This is a genomic window from Halogeometricum sp. S3BR5-2, assembly GCF_031624635.1.
Lineage (GTDB): Archaea > Halobacteriota > Halobacteria > Halobacteriales > Haloferacaceae > Halogeometricum > Halogeometricum luteum.
Genome location: NZ_JAMQOQ010000001.1, coordinates 554,624 through 577,307, shown reverse-complemented (window position 1 = coordinate 577,307; position 22,684 = coordinate 554,624). Strand labels below are relative to the sequence as shown.

27 protein-coding genes are annotated in these 22,684 nt (G+C 68.4%); 14 read left to right on the top strand and 13 right to left on the bottom strand.

Annotation, left to right across the window (positions count from 1 at the left end; all coding sequences use genetic code 11):
- Positions 1–38: 38 nt before the first annotated feature.
- Positions 39–1,064: an SDR family NAD(P)-dependent oxidoreductase gene (locus NDI79_RS02950; RefSeq protein ID WP_310926953.1), complete on the bottom strand. Its 1,026-nt coding sequence runs from the start codon at positions 1,062–1,064 to the stop codon at positions 39–41.
- Between the two features lie 104 nt (positions 1,065–1,168).
- Between NDI79_RS02950 and NDI79_RS02945 the strand changes: the two genes are divergently transcribed.
- Complete coding sequence (locus tag NDI79_RS02945) at positions 1,169–1,777, top strand: tRNA (cytidine(56)-2'-O)-methyltransferase (RefSeq protein WP_310926952.1); 609 nt, start codon at positions 1,169–1,171, stop codon at positions 1,775–1,777.
- Between the two features lie 12 nt (positions 1,778–1,789).
- Here the strand turns inward: NDI79_RS02945 and NDI79_RS02940 are convergent, their stop codons facing one another.
- Positions 1,790–2,155, bottom strand: coding sequence for a hypothetical protein (locus NDI79_RS02940; protein WP_310926951.1), 366 nt, complete (start codon positions 2,153–2,155; stop codon positions 1,790–1,792).
- Positions 2,156–2,246: 91 nt separating this feature from the next.
- On the opposite strand from NDI79_RS02940, the gene NDI79_RS02935 reads away from it, so the two are divergent.
- The 3 genes from NDI79_RS02935 to NDI79_RS02925 are packed head-to-tail and all read left to right on the top strand — an operon-like array spanning position 2,247 to position 4,271.
- A complete protein-coding gene (locus tag NDI79_RS02935; RefSeq protein WP_310926950.1) occupies positions 2,247–2,774 on the top strand; it encodes a transcription factor in 528 nt (175 codons plus the stop codon).
- On the top strand, positions 2,774–3,457 hold the full coding sequence (locus NDI79_RS02930; protein ID WP_310926949.1) for a DUF2110 family protein: 684 nt from the start codon (positions 2,774–2,776) through the stop codon (positions 3,455–3,457). The genes NDI79_RS02935 and NDI79_RS02930 overlap by 1 nt, the downstream gene beginning before the upstream one ends.
- Positions 3,458–3,467: 10 nt before the next feature.
- Positions 3,468–4,271 (top strand): DUF5803 family protein, encoded by an 804-nt coding sequence (locus NDI79_RS02925; RefSeq protein WP_310926948.1) that lies wholly within the window; start codon positions 3,468–3,470, stop codon positions 4,269–4,271.
- A gap of 6 nt (positions 4,272–4,277) precedes the next feature.
- Here the strand turns inward: NDI79_RS02925 and NDI79_RS02920 are convergent, their stop codons facing one another.
- Complete coding sequence (locus tag NDI79_RS02920; RefSeq protein ID WP_310926947.1) at positions 4,278–5,462, bottom strand: glycerophosphodiester phosphodiesterase; 1,185 nt, start codon at positions 5,460–5,462, stop codon at positions 4,278–4,280.
- A gap of 195 nt (positions 5,463–5,657) precedes the next feature.
- On the opposite strand from NDI79_RS02920, the gene NDI79_RS02915 reads away from it, so the two are divergent.
- From NDI79_RS02915 to NDI79_RS02905, 3 genes are all read left to right on the top strand, one after another.
- Positions 5,658–6,356 carry a competence/damage-inducible protein A gene (locus NDI79_RS02915; RefSeq protein WP_310926946.1) on the top strand — a complete coding sequence of 233 codons (699 nt, stop codon included), beginning with the start codon at positions 5,658–5,660 and terminating at the stop codon, positions 6,354–6,356.
- A gap of 267 nt (positions 6,357–6,623) precedes the next feature.
- A complete protein-coding gene (locus NDI79_RS02910; protein WP_310926945.1) occupies positions 6,624–7,694 on the top strand; it encodes an ATP-NAD kinase family protein in 1,071 nt (356 codons plus the stop codon).
- Positions 7,695–7,825: 131 nt separating this feature from the next.
- Positions 7,826–8,857, top strand: a complete 1,032-nt coding sequence (locus tag NDI79_RS02905) for a PhoU domain-containing protein (protein ID WP_310926944.1) — start codon at positions 7,826–7,828, stop codon at positions 8,855–8,857.
- A gap of 43 nt (positions 8,858–8,900) precedes the next feature.
- On the opposite strand, the gene NDI79_RS02900 is transcribed toward NDI79_RS02905, so the two are convergent.
- On the bottom strand, positions 8,901–10,094 hold the full coding sequence (locus NDI79_RS02900) for an LEA/WHy family protein (protein ID WP_310926943.1): 1,194 nt from the start codon (positions 10,092–10,094) through the stop codon (positions 8,901–8,903).
- Between the two features lie 130 nt (positions 10,095–10,224).
- Between NDI79_RS02900 and NDI79_RS02895 the strand changes: the two genes are divergently transcribed.
- From NDI79_RS02895 to NDI79_RS02885, 3 genes are all read left to right on the top strand, one after another.
- On the top strand, positions 10,225–10,407 hold the full coding sequence (locus tag NDI79_RS02895) for a DUF7525 family protein (RefSeq protein ID WP_310926942.1): 183 nt from the start codon (positions 10,225–10,227) through the stop codon (positions 10,405–10,407).
- Between the two features lie 68 nt (positions 10,408–10,475).
- Positions 10,476–10,700 carry a DUF7123 family protein gene (locus NDI79_RS02890; RefSeq protein ID WP_310923313.1) on the top strand — a complete coding sequence of 75 codons (225 nt, stop codon included), beginning with the start codon at positions 10,476–10,478 and terminating at the stop codon, positions 10,698–10,700.
- A 40-nt stretch (positions 10,701–10,740) separates the two neighbouring features.
- Positions 10,741–11,172, top strand: a complete 432-nt coding sequence (locus NDI79_RS02885) for an SRPBCC family protein (protein WP_310926941.1) — start codon at positions 10,741–10,743, stop codon at positions 11,170–11,172.
- A gap of 475 nt (positions 11,173–11,647) precedes the next feature.
- Here NDI79_RS02885 and NDI79_RS02880 read toward each other — a convergent pair whose 3' ends face one another.
- Positions 11,648–13,177 (bottom strand): aldehyde dehydrogenase family protein, encoded by a 1,530-nt coding sequence (locus NDI79_RS02880; protein ID WP_310926940.1) that lies wholly within the window; start codon positions 13,175–13,177, stop codon positions 11,648–11,650.
- A gap of 148 nt (positions 13,178–13,325) precedes the next feature.
- Here NDI79_RS02880 and NDI79_RS02875 point away from each other — a divergent pair, with 148 nt between their 5' ends.
- Entirely contained in the window at positions 13,326–14,066 is a 741-nt protein-coding gene (locus NDI79_RS02875; protein ID WP_310926939.1) for a helix-turn-helix domain-containing protein, read from the top strand.
- Positions 14,067–14,088: 22 nt separating this feature from the next.
- On the opposite strand, the gene NDI79_RS02870 is transcribed toward NDI79_RS02875, so the two are convergent.
- Positions 14,089–14,919, bottom strand: a complete 831-nt coding sequence (locus NDI79_RS02870) for a proline dehydrogenase family protein (RefSeq protein WP_310926938.1) — start codon at positions 14,917–14,919, stop codon at positions 14,089–14,091.
- A 79-nt stretch (positions 14,920–14,998) separates the two neighbouring features.
- Entirely contained in the window at positions 14,999–15,313 is a 315-nt protein-coding gene (locus NDI79_RS02865; protein ID WP_310926937.1) for a hypothetical protein, read from the bottom strand.
- Positions 15,314–15,482: 169 nt separating this feature from the next.
- Between NDI79_RS02865 and NDI79_RS02860 the strand changes: the two genes are divergently transcribed.
- Complete coding sequence (locus tag NDI79_RS02860) at positions 15,483–15,842, top strand: DUF4112 domain-containing protein (protein WP_310926936.1); 360 nt, start codon at positions 15,483–15,485, stop codon at positions 15,840–15,842.
- Between the two features lie 57 nt (positions 15,843–15,899).
- Here NDI79_RS02860 and NDI79_RS02855 read toward each other — a convergent pair whose 3' ends face one another.
- Positions 15,900–16,697: an RIO1 family regulatory kinase/ATPase domain-containing protein gene (locus NDI79_RS02855; protein ID WP_310926935.1), complete on the bottom strand. Its 798-nt coding sequence runs from the start codon at positions 16,695–16,697 to the stop codon at positions 15,900–15,902.
- A gap of 62 nt (positions 16,698–16,759) precedes the next feature.
- On the bottom strand, positions 16,760–17,200 hold the full coding sequence (locus NDI79_RS02850) for a universal stress protein (RefSeq protein WP_310927621.1): 441 nt from the start codon (positions 17,198–17,200) through the stop codon (positions 16,760–16,762).
- A gap of 114 nt (positions 17,201–17,314) precedes the next feature.
- On the opposite strand from NDI79_RS02850, the gene NDI79_RS02845 reads away from it, so the two are divergent.
- Positions 17,315–18,457, top strand: a complete 1,143-nt coding sequence (locus NDI79_RS02845) for an acyl-CoA dehydrogenase family protein (RefSeq protein WP_310926934.1) — start codon at positions 17,315–17,317, stop codon at positions 18,455–18,457.
- On the opposite strand, the gene NDI79_RS02840 is transcribed toward NDI79_RS02845, so the two are convergent.
- Positions 18,432–18,875, bottom strand: a complete 444-nt coding sequence (locus tag NDI79_RS02840) for a DUF7500 family protein (RefSeq protein ID WP_310926933.1) — start codon at positions 18,873–18,875, stop codon at positions 18,432–18,434. The genes NDI79_RS02845 and NDI79_RS02840 overlap by 26 nt on opposite strands.
- Positions 18,876–19,013: 138 nt before the next feature.
- A complete protein-coding gene (locus tag NDI79_RS02835) occupies positions 19,014–19,418 on the bottom strand; it encodes a DUF8048 family protein (protein ID WP_310926932.1) in 405 nt (134 codons plus the stop codon).
- 98 nt (positions 19,419–19,516) lie between these two features.
- Here NDI79_RS02835 and NDI79_RS02830 point away from each other — a divergent pair, with 98 nt between their 5' ends.
- Entirely contained in the window at positions 19,517–20,536 is a 1,020-nt protein-coding gene (locus NDI79_RS02830) for a carbohydrate kinase family protein (RefSeq protein WP_310926931.1), read from the top strand.
- A 13-nt stretch (positions 20,537–20,549) separates the two neighbouring features.
- Here NDI79_RS02830 and NDI79_RS02825 read toward each other — a convergent pair whose 3' ends face one another.
- Both NDI79_RS02825 and NDI79_RS02820 read right to left on the bottom strand, forming a co-directional pair.
- A complete protein-coding gene (locus NDI79_RS02825; protein WP_310926930.1) occupies positions 20,550–21,620 on the bottom strand; it encodes an actin-like salactin in 1,071 nt (356 codons plus the stop codon).
- An 83-nt stretch (positions 21,621–21,703) separates the two neighbouring features.
- Positions 21,704–22,654 carry a FlaD/FlaE family flagellar protein gene (locus tag NDI79_RS02820; protein ID WP_310926929.1) on the bottom strand — a complete coding sequence of 317 codons (951 nt, stop codon included), beginning with the start codon at positions 22,652–22,654 and terminating at the stop codon, positions 21,704–21,706.
- Positions 22,655–22,684 lie beyond the last annotated feature (30 nt).

Sequence of the window (22,684 nt, the reverse complement as noted above, 5' to 3'; positions counted from 1 at the left end):
TCTCTCGCGGGCGAGTAAGTTCGTTCTGGTCCGCGCACCTACTGCGAGCGATTCCCGCTCGGCGTCCCCGTCCCCGTCCCCGCCCCGGTCTCCGTTCCCGCCCCCGCCGCCCACTCCGCGCCGTCGGCGGACCGCGGCGGTATCTGTTCGTCGGGCGAGAGGTCCGTCAGGTCGGCGCTGACCGTCCACAGTCGCCGCCGGGTGCGCTCGTCCCGCGCCGTCGCCGACGGCCGTTCGACCGCGCGGTCGACGAAGTACTCGCCCGTGACGCCCTCGACTTCGGGCGAGGCGGCAAGGTAGACGGGGGTCTCGGCGCCCTCGGCGACGCTCTTAGCGAACCGCGAGGTGACCGAGTCGGGCAGGCTTCCGAGCACGGAGACGGCCGCCCGGACGGCCCCGCCGTACTCCCGCGAGAGCGACGTGCCGAGCACCGCGCCGGGGTGGAGGCAGTTGGCCGTCACGCCCGTCCCGCGCAGGCGCTCGGCGGCCTCGACGGTGAACAGCACGTTCGCCAGTTTCGACCGGGCGTACGCGCCGCGGCCGGTGACGTCGTGGACCGAACGGAGCTTTCGGAACGCCATGCGGGCGTTCCGGTGCAGTTCCGAGGAGACGACGACGACCCGCGCCTCGCCCGCCTCGGCGGCCGTCTCGCGCAGGCGCTCGGAGAGGAGGTTCACGAGGAGGAACGGCGCGAGGTGGTTCACCGCGAACGTCTCCTCGACGCCGTCGTCGGTCAGTTCCGGGTCGGCGAACCACGCGCCCGCGTTGCTCACGAAGATGTCGAGTCGGTCCACCTCCTCGTCGAGTCGCGCGGCGAGGTCCCTGACCTCGGCCTGCGAGGCGAAATCGGCCGCGAGGAAGGCGGCGTCGCCGTCACCGGTGGCCGCCTCGCGCAGGGCGACGGCGGCCCGGCCGCCCTTCGCCGGGTCGCGGCCGGTGACGACCACGCGCGCGCCGCGGGCGGCGAGTCGGCGGGCCGTCTCGAACCCGATGCCGTCGGTCCCGCCGGTGACGACGGCCGTCCGCCCGTCGAGTCGCGGCGCCTCGGCGCCCGTGGAGGACATACTCCCTAGCAGGGCCGCGACCCGGTTAACCCTCGCGCACGTCCCGGCGAGGTCAGTGGCCCCGAAGCGAAGCGCCTTAGCGCGCGGACCGACTCGCTCGGCGTATGCACGCAGAACCCGAGGTCGCCGTCCTCCGGTACGGCCACAGACCGGGGCGCGACGACCGGATGACGACGCACGTCGGCCTCACGGCCCGCGCCCTCGGCGCGGACCGCGTCGTCTTCCCGGACAACGCCGGGCAGTCGAAGGAGACGGTCGAGGACATCACCGACCGGTTCGGCGGTCCGTTCGCCGTCGAGACCACGGACGCGCAGAAGGCGTTCGTCCGGAACTGGGAGGGGAGCGTCGTCCACCTGACGATGTACGGCGAACGCGTGCAGGACGTTCAAGAGGAGATCCGAGCGGTCCACCGCGAGGAACCGCTGCTCGTCGTCGTCGGCGGCGAGAAGGTGCCGTTCGAGGTGTACGAGGAGGCGGAGTTCAACGTCGGCGTGACGAACCAACCCCACTCGGAGGTGGCCGGCCTCGCGGTGTTCTTAGACCGCCTGTTCGACGGCCGCGAACTCGAACGAGAGTGGGCCGACGCCGACCGGACGGTGCTCCCGATGGAGACGGGAAAGCGCGTGGTCGACCCGAGCGAGGTCGAGTCCGTCGAGGCGGACGCGGAGGCGAACGCGAGCGTGGACGGCGGCGAGAACGCCGACGACGCCTGAGCGCCCGCCCCGTCACTCCGCGCCGTCTCTCTCGTCCTCGCCGTCGTCGCCGTAGCGCTCCCGCGCCGCCCCGCGCCGGACGCCGGCGGCGACGACGTCGGGCACCTCCCGTTCGGCCCGGAGGATGTCGACGCCGACGAGGACGTGGACGAGTCCGGCGCCGAGGAGGCCGAGCACCACCTGCTCGGCGACGACGGCCGCGTACCCGGCCGAGACGAGGACGACGAACCACTTCAGCGCCCGCAGGACCCGCACGCGCCTGCGTCGCTGACGCTCGCGGGCCGCGACGACGCGTTCCCCCTCGCCGGCCGGCACCGCCACGTATCGGTCGGGGCCGCCGGCGCGGGAGAACCGGAGCACGTCGACCAGTTCGGCCATACCGGTTTCGGGGGCCGAACCAGTATGAAGATTCGCCCGCACCTCCCCGTATTCGGTGCTTTTAAACTGCTTAGCGACGGAAAGATACGCAATGGCTTTTGAAGGGCTGCTGAACGACCCTGTCATCCAGAAGTACCTCCACGAGTTGGTAGGACCGACGGGGATGCCGGTCGCGGCCGCGCCGCCGGACGGCGAGGTCACCGACGAGGAGTTGGCCGAGGAGTTGGGCCTCGAACTGAACGACGTTCGCCGAGCGCTCTTCATCCTGTACGAGAACGACCTCGCGTCCTACCGCCGGGTGCGCGACGAGGACTCCGGATGGCTCACCTACCTGTGGACGTTCCACTACGAGAACATCCCGGAGAACCTCGAAGAGGAGATGTACCGCCTCCTCGAAGCGCTCGAGGACCGACTGGAGTACGAGCGGACCCACGAGTTCTACCTCTCGGAACCCGCGGGCATCCGCTTCGAGTTCTCCGAGGCGATGGAACTCGGCTTCCAGTGCCCCGAGACGGGCGCGCCGCTGGAACCGATGGAGAACGACGACATGGTCGAGGGGATGGAGCGACGCATCGAGGAGCTGCGCGACGAACTGAACGTCGAGGCGACGCCGCACTGATGGTCGTCCTCGCCACGAAGTGCTACGTCGAAGGCGACGCGCGGGAACGCGCCCTCGACAGCCTCGACTCGCTCATCCGCAACGACGTGGGCGAACTGGACGTGACGTGGGATATCGGCGTCCGCGACGACGGCTTCGTCTCCGTCACCGTGACGGGCGACGACGCCACGGCCGCGCGGAACCTCCTCGGGGAGGAGTGGGGCGAGGTGACCCCGCACCTGACCGAGGGCGAGACGTACGTCGGCACCCTCGACTCGTGGGACGAGGACGGCTTCGTCCTCGACGTCGGCTTCCACAACCACGTCCGCATCTCGACGGAGGGACTCGGCCTCGGCACCGGGTCGCCGACGCAGATTCGCGACCGCTTCGGCATCGTCCAGCACACGCCGCTGGCGTTCGTCTACGACGAGGACGGCTCCAGCCTCGCCGACGAGACGCGGGACCGCCTGTACGGGTGGACCCGCGAGGAGGGGCGGAGCGGCCGCGTGAACGTCAACAGCGCCACCCGCGGGGAGGTCCGCGCGACGGTCAACCGCGCGGGGCACGCCGAGGACATCGTCACCGTCGAGCGCCTCGGCCTCCTCGAACAGAGCATCGTCTGTCCGGAGGGCACCGACCCGCCGGGCCTCCTCGCCAGCATCGGCAAGTACCTCCCCTCCGAACTCAAGTGCGTCCTCACCTGAGCCCGAACGAATGAACCGACGACTGCTCCTCGCGTTCGCCGCGCTCATCGCTCTCGCCGCCACGTCCGGCTGTCTCGGCCTGTTCGGCTCGAACGACGTGCCGGCCGAGCGAATCGACTCGGACCCGCCCGTCGAAGGAGGCTACGCGTGGGACGCCAACGCGACGGTTCACATCGAGATTCAGGAGAGCACGCAGTTCGCCGCGGTGTACGAACTGAACCAATCGGAGATCGAACTCTACCGCCGGGACGGCGTCGGCGGCCGGAACCCCCTGTCCGTCGAGGCGGTGCGCTACCGCTACCCGAACGGCACCGTCATCAACGGCTCCGAGATTCGGAACCGCGGCGGCGCGGTACAGCAGAACCGCGACGAAACCACCGTCGTCCTGCCGAACGGGACGAGCGGCGGCCACCTCGCGTTCACCAGCGGCGGGTCGCCCAAGCGCTTCTCGCTGCCGACGTACGTGCAGGGCTCCTACGAAATCGTGCTCCCGCCGGACCGCAGCATCGACGCTCCCATCCTCGGACAGGCGAACCCGGGCGGCTACGAGCGGCTAACCACCGACGACGGGCGGTCGCTCATCCGCTGGCAGAACATCGAGAACGCCGACACCGTCTCGGTGCAGTTCTTCCTCGAACGGGACCTGTACGTGTTCGGCGCCGTGTTCGCCCTGTTCGCCCTCATCGGCGTCGGCGGCCTGCTGTACTATCGCCAGAAGATAGAGGCGCTGCGGGAACAGCGCGAGGAGATGGGGCTGGGCGTCGACACCGACGGCGACGAGTTCGACGACGACCCGCCGCCGGGAATGGGCTGACGGGCGTCAGTTCCCGTCGTCGGTCTCCGTCTCGGTCGGCACCGCTGTTTCGGTTCCGGTCCCGGTCCCGGTCTCGGCGGCCGTCGTCTCGTTCGCCGCTTCCGTCGCCGTCTCCGCATCCGCATCGGATTCCGTTTCTGTTTCCGTCTTCGTTTCCTCCGTGCCGGTCTCGCTCTCGTCCTCGTGGTCCTCGGAGTCGCCCCGCTTCCACTCCATCTCGTCGTTGCCGGACCACAGCAGGTTCGGGTAGTCGGCGATGAGGCCGTCGACGCCGGCGGCGGCGAGTTGCTCGGCCTGGTACCACGTGCCGACGGTCCAGACGTTCAGCGTGCGGTCCTCCTCGCGGGCGATTTCCACGAGGTCGATATCCTCGTAGGAGCCGTAGACGTCGCCGAAGAAGGGCGTTCCCTTGATCATGTCGTACGGCGGGTGCATCGCCTCGCAGCCGTAGTCGCGGGTTATCTCCAGCCCCGTCTCGATGGAGCCGAAGAACAGGTACGCCACCGGGACGCTGTGGTCGATGTCGCGGACGACGGCGATGGCCGCCTCGGCGAACGAGGAGACGAGAATCTCGTTGTCGTACTGCGAGGCGACGTGCAGCGCCTCTTCGGCCAGCGGCCGCCACGTCTCCATCCGCTCTGTCAGTTCCTCGTCAGAAAGGCGGCCGGACGTGACGATGTCGGTCGTGTCGGGGTTCTTGAACTCGATGTTGACGCCGACGGAGTCGGGCACGAGGTCGAGCACCTCCGCGAGCGTCGGAACCGTCTCGCCGCTCTGGAGCACGTTCGCCTCCTGTAGTTCCTCGGCGGTGTACTCCCAGACGTAGCCGTCGAGGTCCGTCAGCCCCCGCGTCCCGTCGTCGCGGCTGCTGAGGTCGGGGTCGTGGAGGACCATCACCTCGCCGTCCTTCGAGGGGATGACGTCGATTTCGATCATGTCGGCGCCGTCGCCCCACGTCGCGCGTCCGACCGCGCCCAGCGTGTTCTCGGGGTAGACGCCGGCGAACCCGCGGTGTGCGATGATCGTCGGGTCGTCGTCTTCGCCCTTCCACTCGCGGTGGCCCTCCCTCGCCGCGTTCGTCCCGTTCATCGTAGTCGCACTCCCAACGCCGCCGAGCGACGCCGCGCCCAAGAGCGCACCGGTTCCCGCCACGAACGACCGCCGACCGAACTCGTGTGTGTCTCGTGACATCACTTCCGCTTCGCCCATCGAGGACGAAAGTGTTTATATGAATATTATGTATGTGTATTTTCCCGATTGGTCGGAATGACCGAACCGGAGGGCTCCGGAGCGTCGGGTACCGCCAGGGAGCGACGCGGCGCCGTCGAACGGGTAGCCCTCGCCGCGGGCCGCGCCCTTTTACCCGGCCTGCGCCTACGGGCGGTCATGCGAGTTGCAGTCGTCACCGTCGGGGACGAACTCCTCGCGGGTGACACCGTGAACACGAACGCCTCGTGGCTGTGCGAACGGCTCTCGGCCCGCGGCGCGCGCGTCGAACGCGTGACGACGGTGCCGGACCGCGTCTCCGACATCGCCCGCGTGGTCAACGAGTACCGCGCCGACTACGACGCCGTCGTCGTCACCGGCGGCCTCGGCCCGACGCACGACGACCTGACGATGGCCGGCGTCGCCGCCGCCGTCGGCCGCGAGTTGGTCGAACACGAGGAGGCGATGGCGTGGCTGACCGAACAGGGCGGCTACATCGCCGACGAACTGGCCGAGGGAACGGCGCACCTGCCCGCGCGGGCGCGGATGCTCCCGAACGAGGAGGGCGTCGCCCCCGGCGCCGTCGTCGAGGGCATCTACGTGCTCCCGGGCGTTCCCGACGAGATGAAGGCGATGTTCGAGTTGGTCGCCGACGAGTTCGACGGCGAGGAGACGTTCGCGCGGACGGTGGTGACGAGCGAACCCGAGAGCGGCCTCTTGGACCGCCTCCGCGACGTGCAGGCGGCGTTCGACGTGACGGTGGGAAGCTACCCCGGCGAGAACGTCCGGCTGAAACTCTCCGGCACCGACGAGGCGGAGGTGGAGGAGGCGGCGGCGTGGCTCCGCGAACGCGTCGACGTCGTCCCGGCGGAGGAGTAGAGACCGCTACCGGTACAGATAGAGGAGCCAACCCACGGTCATCAGAATGCCCACGATGAGAATCGTCGCCCCCGTCTCCATGATGGGGAACGGTTCGGCGCTCGCCTGAAGCAGCAGCATCATTATTACGCGACTGTTACCGCGGCCCGTTCTTAAACGTTCGAGTTCCGACGGCGACGCCGCTCGCTCGCCTCTGTCGAACCGACGCGCCCGCGCGTCGACGCGCCGACCGGCGGGCTTTTCCTCCGGCCTCCGCTCCACTCGCGTATGCGAATCGGCGTCGTCGTGAACCCCATCGCGGGGATGGGCGGTCGGGTCGGACTGAAGGGGACCGACGGGAAGGTGGCGGAGGCGCGCGCCCGCGGCGCCGACCCGCGGGCGCCCGACCGGGCGCGCCGGACGTTCGAGGCCCTCCGGGAGAGCGACCGCGAGGTGACCGTCCTCGCGTGGGGCGGCGAGATGGGCGAGTCCGCCGCCCGCGAGGCTGGGTTCGACCCCGAGGTGTTGGGCGGCCCCGAGGGCGACGAGACCACCGCCGGGGACACGCGACGCGCCGTCGAGGCGTTTCTCGGTAGGGGCGTCGACCTCGTCCTGTTCGTGGGCGGGGACGGCACCGCCGCGGACGTGGCCGAAGCGGTGGAGGGGTCCGACGTGCCGATGCTCGGCGCGCCCGCGGGGGTGAAGGTGTACTCGTCGGTGTTCGCCGTCTCGCCCGAGGACGCCGCCGCCGTGGCGACGACGTTCGACCGGACCGAGCGCCGCGAGGTGATGGACATCGACGAGGACGAGTATCGGGAGGGGGAGGTGCACCCCGAACTCCGCGCCGTCGCGTCCGTCCCCGTCGCCGACGACGTGCAGTCCTCGAAGCAACTCGGCGGGGGAACGGTCGAGGCCCTCGCCGCCGGCGTCGCGGACGACGTCCGGGCGGCGCCGGGGAAGACGTTCGTCCTCGGGCCGGGCAGCACCGTCGGCGCGGTGAAGGCCGAACTCGGGTTCGAGGGTTCGCCCATCGGCGTCGACGTCTGGCGCGACGGGGAGGTGCTCGTCCGCGACGCCTCCGAGCGCGAGATTCTGGACAACTTGGGGCCCGACGGCGAGAACGTCGTCGTCGTCTCGCCCATCGGCGGGCAGGGGTTCGTCTTCGGCCGCGGCAACCCGCAACTGTCGCCCGACGTGATCCGCCGGTGCGACGTGGAGATAGTCGCCTCGCGGTCGAAACTCGACGGAATCGGGACGCTGCGCGTCGACACCGACGACCCCGAACTCGACGCAGAACTCCGCGGGTGGACGCGCGTCCGCGTCGGCCGGTTCGAGCGCCGGATGATGGAAATCGTCTGAATCGCCGGAAATCGGTCTCGTTCTCTCCGCGTTTAGTGTTAACAGTAGACAATCATACGGACATCGATTCTGAGTGTACGTATAATCGCCATATAGTGAGGATTAAGGTCATCCCCAACAAGGGGGGTGACATGGAGACGCGTAAGGTCCAGCGGCTGGGTCCGTCGACGCTGGCCATGACGTTACCGGCGGAGTGGGCGAAGGAGCACAACGTGAACAAAGGCGACGAGGTGTCCCTCCGGATGGGTGGGAAGGGAACGCTCACCGTCCTGCCGGAGTCGGCGAGTCAGGAGGACGCGCTGGCGACGATTCGCGCCGACGCCCTCAACGCGGACGCCCTCGAACGCGCCATCGTCGCGCAGTACGTGCTCGGTCGGCGGGTCATCCACATCGAGAAGAGCGAGGGGGCCCTCGACTCCGAGCACATCAACGCCGTCTACCGCGCGGAGACGCAACTGATGGGCCTCGGCGTCATCGAGGAGACGCCCGAGCGAATCGCCATCCGCTGTTCGGTCGACCCCGAGGACTTCACCCTCGACAACCTCCTCGAACGCCTGGAGAACACGGGGAGCACGATGCGCGGCGAGGCGATAAAGGCGCTCGCGCACGGGAACCCCGACCTGGCTCAGCGAGCCCTCAACCGCGAGCGGCAGGCGAACAAGATATTCGTCCTCCTGCTCCGACTCATCTTCACGGCCTACCAGAACCCGAACCTCTGCCGCGCCGTCGGCCTCGAATCCGGCTTCCCGCTCATCGGCTACCGCTCGGTGGCGAAGAACCTCGAACTCACGGCGGACAACGCCGAGGACATCGCCGAAATCGTGATGGACGCCGAGGGACACACCCTCGACATCGACTCGACGACGATGCGCCGCATCCGGGAGTTCACCGACCAGGTCGACGAGATAACCACGAAGGCGGTGCAGTCGGTGGTCGAACGCGACTACGACCTGACCGTCGAGTGCCGCGAACTGTTCCGCGACATCCGCGACAAGGAACAGGACATCCTCGGCGACCTGCCGGAGATGGACAACGAGCAACTCCTCCAGATACGCGAGGTGCTCGTCAGCCTCCAGCAGACCGCCCAGTACGCCATGCGGAACGCGGAGATAGCGGCGAACCTCGCGCTGAACGAGGAGTCCGACCACGTCACCATCGGCTGACCGATTCGAGAACACTTCTTCGGCGAGCGGAGACGAGAGCCGCTTATTCTATCGGGTCGACGGCGAACAGACCATCGTCCCCCGCGGCGGCGTCCGTCGCCGTCCCTCCGGTCGACGTTTCCCCTCCGAGGAGTCCGCCGTCGCTTCCGTCGCCGTCGCCGGGAGTCGCCGTCCCTGGTCCGGTCTCGGTTCCCGTTTCGGTCTCCGCCTCCGTCCGAGTCGCTCCTTCCTCCGACCCCGCCGGGTCGCCGCCGGCCGTCGCGTTCCCCGCTCCCGCCGTCGGTTTCGTCCCGAAGAGGTCCGTCTCCACCCGCTGTTCGTACGTCAGGGCGTCCAGCGGAACGCGGAACGTCTCCCCCGCCGCGTCGAGGCGGGCGTGGAACGTCATCCGCAGGTCGCTCACTTGGTTCCGTTCGAGGTGGCTCACCCACCACTCGTCGAAGTTCTCGTTGCGGAGGTACGTCGTCGTCCGCACCGTCCGCGTCGACTCCGGCGGAATCACGTGCGCCGAGTCGCTCGCCCCCTCTCCGAGCGTCACGTCGTTCATCGAGATATCGTAGCCGAGGCGGGAGACGGTTATCGGGTACGGCTTCGGGTTGCGGACGACGAACGCCAGTTCGAGCGCCGTCGTCGACTCGTTCACCGCGCCCCACGCCGCCCGCGTCTCTTCCACGTAGAGTATCGGATCGGAGACGAGAGGAGCGTTCGCGTTCACCGGCCGCGTCTTCGCGGAGTCGAACTGCGACAGCATATCCGTCTCCACCTCGCGCGTGACGTTCGGGGCGTCGAACGTCCGGCCCAGCGTCGCCGAGCGAACCGTCGGGTCGACGCTGACGACGGTGCGTTCGCCGTTGCTGACGTGCGACCGCCACCACGGGGCGATGCGTTCGTTCCGCATCTCCGTCGTCGCGTTCACCGTCGCGTTCCCGGCGCCGACGGCGACGCCAGATTTCTCTCCGCTCGCCATCCGCACGTCGTTCATCCACACGTCGTAGCCGACGGTCACGCCCCCGAGTTCGACCCCGACGGGGTTGGGGTTCGACACCCCGATGGTCGTCTCGACCACCGTCGCCTCCTCGGTCACGGTCCCGAAGCGGTTCTCGACGTCCGACACCGCGGGCGCGCCGACGACGCCGGCGGCGACCGCCCCGCCGCACAGGACGAGAAGCGCCGCGAGGGCGGTACCGACGACCCGGACCCGACTCCCGAGAAACAGCGGTGCGATCTGTCCGAACATCTCCTGAAGAATACAGTCACGATATAAAAAATGTTCTGGGAGGAAACCAATCTGAGGAGGCCGGGACCGCTCGCTCCGGCGTGTCAGCGACTGTCGAATGAACTAAGTCGGAGCCACCGAACTCCGAGACATGCAGACGAAGGACATCCAATCGGACAAGGGAATCGGCTTCGCGGTGCTGTTCTCCGTTCTTACGATACTGGCCGCCGCGTGGATGGTCGCCGCGGGCGACCAACTCACGACGGCGCTCTCGTTCGCCGTCGCCATCATCGCCGCCTGCCTCGCCGTCGTCGGCGCGCAGGCGTTCTGGTGAACTCTCGGATAATTTACTAATGTCTGACGAAAACGGTTAAGAGCCGAACCCCCTTACCACCGGTGAAAATGAGTGAGTACACCGACGAAGAACAGCGGATCATCGCCTACCTGCGCGAGAGCGTCGGCGCGGGCGAGCGATACTTCCGGGCGAAGAACATCGCCGAGGCCATCGGCCTCTCCGCCAAGCAGGTCGGTTCGCGCCTCCCTCGACTCGCGGAGAAATCCGAGGACGTCGAGATAGAGAAGTGGGGGCGCGCCCGATCGACGACGTGGCGCGTCACCGTCGGGTAGGTCGGGTGGCTTTTTTACTCCCCTCCCGTAGCCGAGTTACATGACCGTCCGCGTCAGCAGAGCGTTCGAGTTCGACGCCCCGCCGGAGGCAGTCTGGGAGTTCATCGCCGACCCCGGGCGACGCGCGGAGGCCATCAGCGTCGTCGAGAGCTACGAGGTCGACCCGGAGACGCACGAGGCGACGTGGGAGGTGTCGCTTCCCATCCCCCTCGTGCGGTCGACCGCGACGGTGGAGACCGAAGACGTCGAACGCGACCCGCCCCGGTTCGTCCGCTTCGTCGGCACCTCGAAGGTGATGCGCGTCACCGGCGAGCACACCATCGAGGAGACGGAGACGGGCAGTCGACTGCACAACGAGTTCGTCGTCGACGGCAAACTCCCCGGCGTCGAGAGCTTCTTCAAGCGCAACCTCGACCGCGAACTCGACAACTTGGAGGCGGCGCTCCGCGAGGAACTGGAGACGACGGCCTGACCGTCCCCGTACTCGCTCGTCTCTTCTCACCCCTCTGACCACGCCCGAGTTCTCCGTTCTTCCCCGTCTTCCGTTCCTTCCGTTCTTCGTCGTTCGTCCGTGCGGGACCGACCGCGCGCCCCGACGGTGTGCCGCGTCTTCGCATCACCCGGAGGCTTTATCCACTTGCCACACTTAGCCGGTATTGCCGACGTACAGACGCTTTTCTCGTCTAGTCGGCACGACCCGCCGCACCACGGCCGTAGTGAACGGGGTCCGCTACGGCATCGACGCTGCGGCGTCACGCGGTCACGCCCTCGAACCCGGCGGGGGCAACCGCATCACGGCGCCGCTCAACCGCGCGCCCAGAACCGCAACGCGGCGCAAGGAAACGCCGCACGCGGTTCGTACTTCACGCTCTCGAGCCACGCGACCGTCCGGAACGGGACGAAGAGAAGAGCGGAAGCGGGCCGCGCCGCGGGCCGTCGACTCGGCCTCAGTCCTCGCGGGTCTTGATGTCCGCCGAGAGTCCCTGCGCCATTTGGATGTCCTTCGAGTTGTTCAGCGTCCACGCCGTCCGCTCGGTGACGGCCTCGATGACCTCGCGAGCGCTGGGGTAGCCGTTGCCCGACTTCTTCACGCCGCCGAACGGCAGGTGCACCTCCGCGCCGATACACGGGAGGTTACCGTAGGCGAGGCCGATTTCGGCGTTGTCGCGGAAGTAGTTTATCTGCCGGTAGTTCTCGGAGATGATGGCCCCCGCGAGGCCGTAGTCGGTGTCGTTGTGGATGTCGACGGCCTCCTCGATGTCGCCGGAGTACTTCAGGAGGGCGACGTGGGGGCCGAACACCTCCTCGTGCGTGCAGCGGAGGTTCTCGTGCGCGTCGGCCTCGTAGACGAACGGACCGACCCAGTGGCCGTCCTCGTGGCCCTCGGGAATCTCGTCGGCGTCGAGTTCCGTGCGGTCGACCAGCACGTTCACGTCCTCGCGTTCGGCGAGTTCGTTGTACTTGGTCACCTTCTCCTTGTGACCCTCCTCGATGAGCGGTCCCATGAACGTCTCCTCGTCGAGGGGGTCACCCACGGAGACGTTCTTCGCGTTCTCGACGAACCGCTCTTTGAACTCGTCGTAGACGTCCTCGTGGACGACGAGTCGCTCCGAGGAGACGCAGCGCTGCCCGGTCGTCTTGAACGACGACATGACCGCCGAGTGGACGGCGACGTCGAGGTCGGCCTCCTCGGTGACGACGATGTTGTTCTTCCCGCCCATCTCGCAGGCGGCGAGTTTGCCGGGTTGACCGCCGACCTTCGAGGCGATCTCCTGTCCGACCTCCGCGGACCCGGTGAAGAGGACGGTGTCGACGCGGTCGTCGTCGACGATGGCCTCTCCGGCGTCGCCGAAGCCCTGCACCATGTTGAACACGCCGTCGGGGATGCCCGCGTCCTCGAACATCTCCGCGATGATCTGTCCGCACCACGGCGTCTGCTCGGCGGGTTTCCAGACGACGGTGTTGCCCTCGACGAGGCTGACTGCCATGTGCCAGAAGGGGATGGCGACCGGGAAGTTCCACGGGGTGACACAGCCGACGACGCCGCGGGGCTTCCGGCGCATGTAGGCGTCCTTCGCGGGAATCTCGGAGGGGACCACGTCGCCCTTCGGGTGGCGGGCGTCGCCGGCGGCCCACTCGACCATGTGCCACGCCTCGGTGACGTCGGCCTTCCCCTCGCTAATCTCCTTGCCGCACTCCTTCGTGACGACCTCGCCCAGTTCCTGGTGACGCTCTTTCAGTTCGTGGTAAATGTCCCAGAGGTACTCCGCGCGGTCGATGTGCGAGAGCGCCTGCCACTCTTCTTCGGCCTCCGTGGCGGCCGCCAGCGCCGCGTCCACGTCGTCCGGCGTGCCCCGGCGGAACTCGCCCAGCGACTCCCCCGTCGCCGGGTTCTCCGACTCGAACGTCTCCTCGCCCATCCCGTCGGTCCACTCGCCGTCGATGTAGTGTCGGTAGACTTCGTCGTGATTCGCCATACAGGAAGTATTCTCGAACCTCACTTAATAATCGGCCTCCCTCCCATGGACGGCGGAACGGTGCGGCCCCGACGGTGCGGCGCCGCCCGCCGCGAGCGGTGTGAGAACAACGAACGATATATCACTCGGTAGCGCGAGAGCGTGGTGTATGAGCGCACGCGGAGCAACGCAGACGGGGACGCGTCTGACGCTCGACCTCTGGCACCCGCGGTGTTGGGCGATAGAGTCGACCAAGCGACGCCCGGGGGGCATCCTCGCCCACGCCATCTACCACGCGCCCGAGACGGGCGCGGAGACCAGCACGGTGAACGGGCTGTTCACTGCCTACGGCGACTCGGCGGCCGAGGTGGAGGCGCTGTTGGACGAGATTCAGGCCTCCGAGTACGGCGGCGAGGTCAGGGAGCTACAGGAGCGGTTCGGGCGGACGGCGGCGCGGGTGGCCCCCGGTCAGGTCGCCCGCGAGTTCTTCTTGGAGTACGACCCGCGGGAGATGATCTGTCCGACGCTGCTCGAACACGGGTTCGTCCACAGCGCGCCGACGCGGATCGAGGACGGCACGGAGTACTGGGACGTCTGTTTCACCGGCGAACGCGGCGAGGTGGGGACGGCGCTGGACGCGGTCCGCGAGGCGTCCGGCGCGGAGATAACCGTCGAGCGCATCGCCTCCTCGGAGACGGTCGATTCGGAGCGGGCGCGCCGCCTCGGGACGCTGACGCCGACGCAGCGGGAGGTGTTCGAACTCGCGCGGGAATCGGGGTACTACCAGTGGCCGCGCGGCGTCTCGACGCGCGAACTCGCCGCGGAGGCGGGCGTCTCGAAGACGACGCTGCTCGAACACCTGCGGAAGGCCGAGTCGAAGCTCCTCGACCCGGATGACGAGGGCGCCTAAGCAGAAGAAGAAGAAAAGGAACTCAGCCGAGAACGGCGCGCAACGCGAACAGGGCGTTCTCCTTGCGTTCGCGCACCCGCCGCGCGAAGTACGAGACCCACTTCGGCCCGTAGGGGATATATCGATAGACCGGAACCGACCCGACGAGCCGTCGCTGGACGTTCTCGCGGACGCCCATCAGCATCTGCACCTCGAACGGCGTCCCGTACTCGCGGTGGCAGTCGACGGCGTGGTTTATCATCCCGACGTCGTGGCTGCCGACGGCGACGCCGCCGTCGAACTCCCGGAAGGCGTACTCGATGTACTCGCGGTACTTCTCGTCCACCGTCTCTTTCTCGCGGTAGGCCACGGTCTTCGGTTCGTCGTAGGCGCCCTTGACGAGGCGGACCTTCCCGGGCACGTCCGCCAGTCGCTCCAAGTCCTCGCCGGTGCGCTTCAGGTTCGCCTGCACGCAGACGCCCACGTCGCCGTACTCGCGGGCGTTCTCCTCGAAGGCGTCGAGCGTCGCGTCCGTCGTCTCGTGGTCCTCCATGTCCACCCAGACGAAGACGCCGCGCTCTGCCGCGTGCTCGACGATGCGTCCGAGGTTGCGCCGGAACACGTCGCTCCCGACGTCGAGACCGACCTGCGAGGGCTTCACCGAGACGCAGCAGTCGAGACCACGTTCGTCGATGCGTTCCGCGAGTTCGAGGTACGCCTCCGTATCCGCGGCCGCGTCGGACCGTTCGTCGTAGTGCTCGCCGAGGAGGTTCGCGATGCCGGCGATGCCCTCCCCGTTCGTCTCCGCGACGTAGTCGAGCATCGTCTCGGCGTCCTCTCCGGCGACGAAGTTGTCCGCGACGGGCGGTAGCATTACCTCGTGGGTGAGGTACGTACTCCCTTAGAGGTCGACCCGACCATGTACGCCGTCGGCGTCCCCCGACTCGGCGGGCCTACTCGCACCGCCGCCAGTGGGCCGAGGCTTCGAGGCCGGGGAGCGCCTCGCGGAGGTCCGTCTCGACGGCCCCGTAGAACCGCTCCCGACCGACCGGCGTTCGGACGCGCAGGACGTCCGTGTGGTTCGTCACGCGGAAGACGGAGAGCCGCCAGGGGGCGTCCGCGTGCGTCCACTCGCTCTCGTGAGTCGACTCCTCGTCGTCGACCACGCGCGACCCCAACTCCCAGCTCAGACGCGTCAGACACCGGACGTCCAGGGGGACCGCGTCGGGAAGGGCGACGCCGTCGCCGTTCGATGCGTGTGTAGCCATATCACGTCGCAGACGCCCGCGCACAAAAAGCATGGTCGTTCGGGAACGATGCGCCGACCGGCCGACGGGGCGACGCCGGCCCGCGAACGACGGCGAGCGACGGTCGGGACCGCGTGAGCATGAGTATACGGCCACCAGAGTCACCCGTCTCGGCGGGGTATTTCGGAGCGTGTCAGAACCAAGACTCTCTCCGCAGGAAGAGGGCGCGCTCCGTCGCGTTCGACTCCTCGCGGACCTCATGGACGACGCAGTCACGATTCCGGGCACCGACAAGAGCGTCGGCCTCGACTCGCTCATCGGTCTCGTCCCCGTCTCGGGGGACATCGTGACCGCCGCCGTCTCGCTGTACACCGTCGGCGAAGCGATTCGGGCGGATGCGAACCGGGATATCGTCGGGAAGATGCTGTTCAACATCGCCGTCGACCTCGGCGTGGGCTCCATCCCCATCCTCGGGGATATCTTCGACGTCTTCTGGAAGTCGAACGTCCGGAACGCCGAACTCCTCGAAGAGCATCTCACCGGCCAGTAACGCGGTTCTCTGTCTCTCTCGTTCCGCCCTCGGACCCTCCGAGTCGACTCGGAGACGCTACGTCGCGCGCTGTCCGATGACGCCCTTCAGCGCCGCGGCGTCGAAGTCGTGATCCGGGCGGATGTTGACGAAGTCGAGGAAGTCGAGCGCCGCGAGCAGGTCCGCCGGGGTGTGCGATTCGAGCGCGGCGTCGACCGTCGCCTTCGCGCCGATGAGCGGTTCCATCGCGGCGAGGGCGCACGCGAGGTCGTACGACCGGGAGTCCTCGGCCCCCTCGTCGCTCACGCTCGTCGCGTCGATGAAGTAGACGTCGTCGTCGACGATGAGCACGTTCTCGGCCCGCAGGTCGCCGTGCGCGAGTCCGTGTTCGTGCATCGTGTGCAACGCCTCGAAGACGGCGGGCGCGAGTTGTTCCTCCCGTTCGCGGTCCAGTCGGTCCAGCGATTGGAAGTGTGGAAGATACTCCAAGACGAGGACGCCGAGTCCGTCGACTTCGAACGCCTCGACCGGTTCGGGGGCGTTCAGTCCTATCTCGCGCATCCGGCGGGTCGCTTCCAGTTCGTGTTCGGCCATCTCCAAGGGGGTCCCGAAGTGCTCGAAGAAGCCCTCGGTGCCCGACGAGAACGCGCCGAGGTTGCGCCCGGTGGTGAACAGGGCGTGGACCAGCGAGTTCTGCTTGGAGACGACTTTGACGAACCACTCGTCGTCGACGACCATGGGGGTGGAGAGCCAGTTGTCGGCTTCGAGGAAGCGCACGTGCAGTTCCTCGCGTCCGTACCGTTCTCGGAGTTCGCGGACGACAGCCTCCAGACGGGGCCAATCCACGCGCCCCCGGACGAGGCGGCGGAGTTCCATGAGACTGGATAAAGAGCGCGGAGGGTATAACTGTCCTGTCCGATTCCCGTCCGGCGCCGCTCTCAATCAGACGACGCGGTCCGGACGGTCAACACCGGCACGTCCGACCGTCGGACGACTTTCTCCGTCACGCTCCCGAGAAGGTAGCGGTCCAGCCCGGTCCGGCCGTGCGTCCCCATCACGACGAGGTCGCAGGCCTCCTCGTCGGCGTAGTCGTGTATCTCCTCGGGCGGGACGCCGGTCCGCACCGCCGTCGTCACCGCCACGTCCTTCGAGCGCACGTAGTCGGCCACCTCGTTGACGACGGTCTCGCCGTGGCTTCGCCCCGCCTCGAAGACGGCCTCGGCGTCCAAGGCCCACTCGCCCTGTCCGGCCGACCGGATGTCGACGACGAAGAGGAGGTGAATCTCGGCGCCGTACGTGCTCGCGAGGTCCACGGCGTGTTCGACCGCCCCGTCGGCGGGGTCGCTTCCGTCGGTCGGAACGAGGATGCGCTCGTACATGTGCGACCGTTCTCGCTCGCGTCTCATAGCCGCGGCGGCCGTTCTCACGCCGCGAGAACGAATCCATCACGGTCGTTCGATTGGTTTATTGCGCCGACGGGGGAACTCGTTCGCATGGACTTCGAGTTGCCCTCCGAGCACCGGATGATACGGGACACCGTCCGGGAGTTCTGCGAGGAGGAGATTTCGCCCATCGCACAGGAGATAGAGGACGAGCACCGCTTCCCGGAGGAGGTGTTCGAGGAACTGGCCGGCCTCGACATGCTCGGCGTCCCCGTCTCCGAAGAGTACGGCGGACTCGGCGGCGACCAACTGATGTACGCCCTGGTCACCGAGGAACTCGGGCGCGTCTCCGGCGGCATCGGCCTCTCCTACGCGGCGCACGTCAGCCTCGGCTCCAAACCCATCGAGGCGTTCGGCACCGAGGCGCAGAAGGAACGCTGGCTCCGCCCCCTCGCCGAGGGCGACCATCTCGGCGCGTGGGCGCTGACCGAACCCGGGTCGGGGTCCGACGCCAGCGACATGGACACGACGGCCGAGAAGGACGGCGACGAGTGGGTGCTGAACGGGACGAAGCAGTTCATCACGAACGCCAACGTCGCCGGCTCCGTCCTCGTGAAGGCCGTCACCGACCCCGGCGAAGGCTACGACGGCATCTCCACCTTCATCGTCGACCCGCGGAACGACGACGGCTTCGAGGTGACGACGGTGTGGGAGAAGATGGGGCTGAACTCCTCGCCGACGTGCGAACTCGCCTTCGACGACGTCCGCATCCCCGAGGACCGACTGCTCGGCGAGGAAGGAGAGGGCTGGACGCAGACGATGAAGACGTTGGAGGGCGGGCGCATCTCCATCGCGGCGCTGTCGACCGGACTCGCGCAGGGCGCCTACGAAGCGGCGAAGACGTACGCCGGCGACAGGGAGCAGTTCGGTAAACCCATCTCGAAGTTCGACGCCATCCGCGACAAACTCGTGGACATGCACAGAAAGACCGAACGCGCGCGCCTCCTGACGCACAAGGCGGCGACGCGCTACGACGCCGGCGAGAGCGTCACCACCGAGTCGGCGCTGGCGAAACTCGACGCCTCCGAGGCGGCCCGCGAGGTGGCCGAGGACGCCGTGCAGGTGCTCGGCGGCTACGGCTACACCGAGGACTTCGCCCCCCAGCGGTTCTACCGCGACGCGAAACTGATGGAGATAGGCGAGGGGACCAGCGAGATTCAGCACCTCGTCATCGGTCGGCAGTTGGGGCTGTGAAGGCGAACTCCGAGCGAGAGAGCAGCACCGACAGTACCTCCGCCGGGTCGTCCTCGGGGGAGACGCGGCGCGCGTACCACCGCAGCATCGCGGCGCAGACGGCGCCGATATCGTCGTCCGCGACGCGCGTCTCGAACGTCCCCTCGTCCGTGCGCGCGGCGAGGCGGACGAAGTAGTCCGGGTCCTCCGAGTCGACCGTTTCCGTTTCGGCGCTCATTCCCGCCGCCGAATCGCCGTCGGACCGTTCCTCGCTGTCCGACTGCCCCGCCTCGCGTCGCGTCCGCGAGGTTCGGCCTCCCGGCGTCGGCGGGTCGTCGCGGGCGGTGGCGACGACGTACCGGCCGTCGCCGAGGGGGGTTACGCTCGGGTCGCGGCGGAAGTCCAGTTCCTCCGGGGTGAGGGGCTCGCTGTCGTCCATACCTTTCGTGGTCCTCCCTCCGGTATCGTTATGGACGACGTGACGAGCGACCGGGAGACCGTAACCGCCGCTTTCGCCGGCTCATCGGGCGGTTAAACTCGGTTCGCGGCGAACATCTGAAAGCGCCGACGACGGGGGTTAGGGTCGAGTCAGGACGAGGGGGACGGCGCGCCGGCCTTCGTCTCCGCCGTCCTCGGGGACCGCGTCCGCGCCCAGCGACGCCGCGAACTGCTCGCGGTGGACCGCACGCAGGGCGTCGCCCTCCTCGTCCGTGGCGTCTAGTGCGTCGAGGAACTCCGTCCACACCGTCGGGTCGACGGCGAGAAAGTACGCCTCATCGCGGCGCTCCGCGAGGGGGTCGGACGGCAGCGTCCGCCGCCACTCGTAGACGATGTCGTCCACGCCGGGCAGCGACCGGACGCCGCGCTGGTGGGCGGCGGCGACGCGGCGGAGTCGGGCCGCTTCGATACCGGATTCGCGCGCGACGCGGCCGAAGACGGCGTCGTCGAACGCGGCGAGGGGGTCGCGCGGGTCGGTCGGCATACAGACGCGGAGGGGGGCCACCGACTTCAACGCGCGGCTTTCCCGCCGCCGCGGCGCGGTGTGGTGGTTTCAATTACCCGCTGGCCGTACGACGGGCTATGCCCGACGACATCGACACCACCGCGACCGACGGCGACGCGCCGCGCGTCGTCGTCGCCGGCGAGACGCTCATCGACTTCCTCCCGGACCGCGAGGGCTCGCTCCGAGACGTGGAGTCGTTCACGCGGCGTCCCGGCGGCGCGCCGGCGAACGTCGCCGTCGGCCTCTCGCACCTGAACGAGACGCCCGCGTTCTCGACGCGGGTCGGCGACGACCCGTTCGGCGACTTCCTCGTCGAGACGCTGGCCGACGCGGGCCTCGACACCGACTTGGTCGAACGCGACGCGGAGGCGAAAACCTCCTTGGCGTTCGTCGCCCTCGGCGAGGAGGCCGACCGGGGGTTCTCCTTCTACCGCGACCGGACGGCCGACACCCGGATGGAGGTGGGCGGCGTCCCCGACGCGACGCTCGACGCCGCCGAGTGGGTCCACGTCGGCGGCGTCACGCTGACGGACGAACCCTCGCGGGAGGCGACGCTGGACCTCATGCGCCGCGCCCGCGACGCCGGCGCCGCGGTGTCGTTCGACCCCAACGCCCGCCCCGAACTGTGGGACGAGTTCGACTACGGCGACTCCGTGGCGGAGGCCTTCGAACTCGCCGACGTGGTGAAGGCGACGCCGGAGGACCTCGCGGAACTCGACTACGAGGGCGACCCGGCCGACATCGCCCGGGAGATAACCGAGGCGGGGCCGCACACGGTGTTCCTGACGCTCGGCGGCGAGGGGTCGCTCGCGGCGACGACCGAGGCGTCGCCGTGGAGAGACGGGGGCGCGGGGACGGGCGCCGACGAGGTGTCGGTCGTCTCGCACGGCGGCTACGACGTGGACCCCGTGGACACGACGGGCGCGGGCGACGCTTTCACCGCCGGGATAGTCGCGGCGCTCGTCGAGGGGAAACCGCTCTCGGAGGCGCTGGCGTTCGCCAACGCGGTGGCCGCGGTGACGACCACCGCGGCGGGCGCGATGACCGCGCTCCCGGACCGCGAGGCGGTCCGAGCGTTCAGAGAAGGAGCGTCCTAACCGGGTACTTCGGTTACTTCGCCAGTCGCTCGGCGATGCGCCGGGCGCCCTCGGCGGGCGCGAGGTCGGGTCGGTCGGCCGAGGTGGCCTCGACGTCGCGGTTCAGTTCCTCCGAGAGGCGCGTCTCGAACTCCTCGACGATGCCGGGGATGCACGCCATCCCGCCCGTGAGCACGATGGGCTTCGAGAGGGCGAGTTGGTAGGGCTTCATGTGGTCGTTGGCCAACTCCGCGAGGAAGTTGTTCGCCACCTCGTCGACGGCGTCGTCGAGGTAGTCGTCCAGCGGTTCCATCACGGAGCGCTCGATGGTGAACTCGTGAGAGCCCCCGCCCGGTTGCTGGATGACGTCGGTGAACGCCTCGAAGTCGTCGAAGTCGGCGTGCTCCTCCTTGTACTCGCGGGCCGTCGTCAGGTCGACGTTGACCCGGCCCTGCGTCTCCTCCTCGACGGCGTTGGCGATGCGACGGTCCACCTCGTTGCCGGTGACGGCGCCGGAGACGAACGGCGAGAGCTGTTCGCCGTGTCGGTACGCCGACGCTTCGAGGTTGGTCGACCCCATGTTGACCGCGACGAACACGCTGTCGATGGCCTCCAAGTCGTCGCCGAACGCCGGAATCGCCCCGCAGAGCGACTCGGGGAAGCTCCGAACCAGGGCGCCCCCCACCGGGCTCTCCTCGATGACGCTGTTGAGGTTCTTCAGACCGGGTTCGTTGTCGATAGTGGGAATCGCGTAGACGACGGCGCTGTCGGCGTCGAGGCCGTTGGCGGTCACGAGTTCGGTGAAGAACTTCTGCGCTAAGGCCGCGCCCTCGTCGTCCTCCGGGAGGCCCGAACGGAGCATGTACTCGACTCTGTCGGGGTACTCCTGCGCCGCCTGCTCGCCGTAGATGACGCGTTCGTCGCCGGTGATGGCGTCCTCGTACGTCGCGAGACAGGTGAGCGTGCGGACCGTCTTCAACTCGTTATCCTCGTCGTAAAACTGGAGTATGGTCCGCGTACTCCCCAATTTCACCCCGACGGGCGTCGGCCCGTCTGCGGTTTCGTCGTCGAACGATGCGTCGTTGTCAGTTCCATCCTCCACCATACCCCTCCGTGGCGCAACTAGGATAAAAGTCTTGTCCGTAATGCGACTGGTCAGCACAGAAGACAGGAAAAGAACGGAGACAGTCAGCGACGTCGGGCGCTGGCGGGCCGAATCGTGGGCTCTTCGTCGACTCCGCCGGCCATCGAGGCGAGTTGCGCGACGTGGAGGAGACTGAGGTGGTGGTCGTCGACGTCGAACTCGGACGTGTCGGAGACGTTACCCGAGAAGCCGATGAGGTAGTCGTGCAGTTCGACCTCCACCTCCTCGGTGATCCACTCGACGGCGTAGTAGTACCGCAAGGCGTCCATCGTCCGCTTGAATCCGCCCTTCAGGACCAAAAATTCGAGCCAGTCGAAGACGACGCGTTCCGCGGCGTACTCCTTCGGCACCTCGGAGAGGTAGGGCTTCTCCAGGGACCCGCCGGCGGCCGCCGTCTCGTGGATGAGAAGCTGTTCGAGTTGGTTGTTGCGGAGGGCCTCGCCGGCGCGGCCGCGCGGTCGGTCGCGCACGGGTTGGTCGAAGCGGAACTTGCCGACCTCCTCGAAGTCGTACCCGCGACCCCCGGAGCGACGTTCGTACCCGAGTTCGTCGTACCCCCGGTCGCCGCCGTCCCGGCGCCCGCCGCCGAGACCGTAGCGGCCGGCGAGGAAGTCGGCGTGACGGACCTGGTCGTGCGCCCGGGCGTGGTCGTCGTACCCCTCGTAGGGGCGGCGGAGGCCGTCGTCCCGGCGGGAGTGACCGCGCGGGTCGGCGCCGTAGTCGTCGTAGCCGTCGTGGCGGTCGTATCGATCGGCGTCGCCGTACCCGCGGTCCTCGTCGTACCGGTCGCGACCGTCCCGGTAGTCGAACCCGTCGTCGTCGGCTCCGCCCCCGGTCGAGCGGTCCCGCGGGCGGCGGGCGTCCTCGCGGGGCGGTCGACCGCCGTCGCGGCCCCGCCGACGTCCGCCGTCGTCGGTGCCGTTTCGGTCGCTGCGTCGTTCGTCGGCGATGCGCCGGAGTTCGCGTAAGTCGTAGTTGTCGGGATCTATCTTCATGTCCTCACCTCGCCCGCACGACGGCGCGGT

Bases quoted from the DNA above. Each gene is read 5' to 3' on its own strand.
- NDI79_RS02825 (WP_310926930.1), bottom strand. From the start codon at position 21,620: ATGGTGGAGGATGGAACTGACAACGACGCATCGTTCGACGACGAAACC.
- NDI79_RS02905 (WP_310926944.1), top strand. From the start codon at position 7,826: ATGGAGACGCGTAAGGTCCAGCGGCTGGGTCCGTCGACGCTGGCCATG.
- NDI79_RS02930 (WP_310926949.1), top strand. From the start codon at position 2,774: ATGGTCGTCCTCGCCACGAAGTGCTACGTCGAAGGCGACGCGCGGGAA.
- NDI79_RS02915 (WP_310926946.1), top strand. From the start codon at position 5,658: ATGCGAGTTGCAGTCGTCACCGTCGGGGACGAACTCCTCGCGGGTGAC.
- NDI79_RS02910 (WP_310926945.1), top strand. From the start codon at position 6,624: ATGCGAATCGGCGTCGTCGTGAACCCCATCGCGGGGATGGGCGGTCGG.
- NDI79_RS02900 (WP_310926943.1), bottom strand. From the start codon at position 10,094: ATGTTCGGACAGATCGCACCGCTGTTTCTCGGGAGTCGGGTCCGGGTC.
- NDI79_RS02940 (WP_310926951.1), bottom strand. From the start codon at position 2,155: ATGGCCGAACTGGTCGACGTGCTCCGGTTCTCCCGCGCCGGCGGCCCC.
- NDI79_RS02935 (WP_310926950.1), top strand. From the start codon at position 2,247: ATGGCTTTTGAAGGGCTGCTGAACGACCCTGTCATCCAGAAGTACCTC.
- NDI79_RS02850 (WP_310927621.1), bottom strand. From the start codon at position 17,200: ATGTACGAGCGCATCCTCGTTCCGACCGACGGAAGCGACCCCGCCGAC.
- NDI79_RS02840 (WP_310926933.1), bottom strand. From the start codon at position 18,875: ATGGACGACAGCGAGCCCCTCACCCCGGAGGAACTGGACTTCCGCCGC.
- NDI79_RS02885 (WP_310926941.1), top strand. From the start codon at position 10,741: ATGACCGTCCGCGTCAGCAGAGCGTTCGAGTTCGACGCCCCGCCGGAG.
- NDI79_RS02870 (WP_310926938.1), bottom strand. From the start codon at position 14,919: ATGCTACCGCCCGTCGCGGACAACTTCGTCGCCGGAGAGGACGCCGAG.
- NDI79_RS02890 (WP_310923313.1), top strand. From the start codon at position 10,476: ATGAGTGAGTACACCGACGAAGAACAGCGGATCATCGCCTACCTGCGC.
- NDI79_RS02920 (WP_310926947.1), bottom strand. From the start codon at position 5,462: ATGTCACGAGACACACACGAGTTCGGTCGGCGGTCGTTCGTGGCGGGA.
- NDI79_RS02845 (WP_310926934.1), top strand. From the start codon at position 17,315: ATGGACTTCGAGTTGCCCTCCGAGCACCGGATGATACGGGACACCGTC.
- NDI79_RS02865 (WP_310926937.1), bottom strand. From the start codon at position 15,313: ATGGCTACACACGCATCGAACGGCGACGGCGTCGCCCTTCCCGACGCG.
- NDI79_RS02875 (WP_310926939.1), top strand. From the start codon at position 13,326: ATGAGCGCACGCGGAGCAACGCAGACGGGGACGCGTCTGACGCTCGAC.
- NDI79_RS02950 (WP_310926953.1), bottom strand. From the start codon at position 1,064: ATGTCCTCCACGGGCGCCGAGGCGCCGCGACTCGACGGGCGGACGGCC.
- NDI79_RS02895 (WP_310926942.1), top strand. From the start codon at position 10,225: ATGCAGACGAAGGACATCCAATCGGACAAGGGAATCGGCTTCGCGGTG.
- NDI79_RS02880 (WP_310926940.1), bottom strand. From the start codon at position 13,177: ATGGCGAATCACGACGAAGTCTACCGACACTACATCGACGGCGAGTGG.
- NDI79_RS02830 (WP_310926931.1), top strand. From the start codon at position 19,517: ATGCCCGACGACATCGACACCACCGCGACCGACGGCGACGCGCCGCGC.
- NDI79_RS02820 (WP_310926929.1), bottom strand. From the start codon at position 22,654: ATGAAGATAGATCCCGACAACTACGACTTACGCGAACTCCGGCGCATC.
- NDI79_RS02945 (WP_310926952.1), top strand. From the start codon at position 1,169: ATGCACGCAGAACCCGAGGTCGCCGTCCTCCGGTACGGCCACAGACCG.
- NDI79_RS02835 (WP_310926932.1), bottom strand. From the start codon at position 19,418: ATGCCGACCGACCCGCGCGACCCCCTCGCCGCGTTCGACGACGCCGTC.
- NDI79_RS02925 (WP_310926948.1), top strand. From the start codon at position 3,468: ATGAACCGACGACTGCTCCTCGCGTTCGCCGCGCTCATCGCTCTCGCC.
- NDI79_RS02855 (WP_310926935.1), bottom strand. From the start codon at position 16,697: ATGGAACTCCGCCGCCTCGTCCGGGGGCGCGTGGATTGGCCCCGTCTG.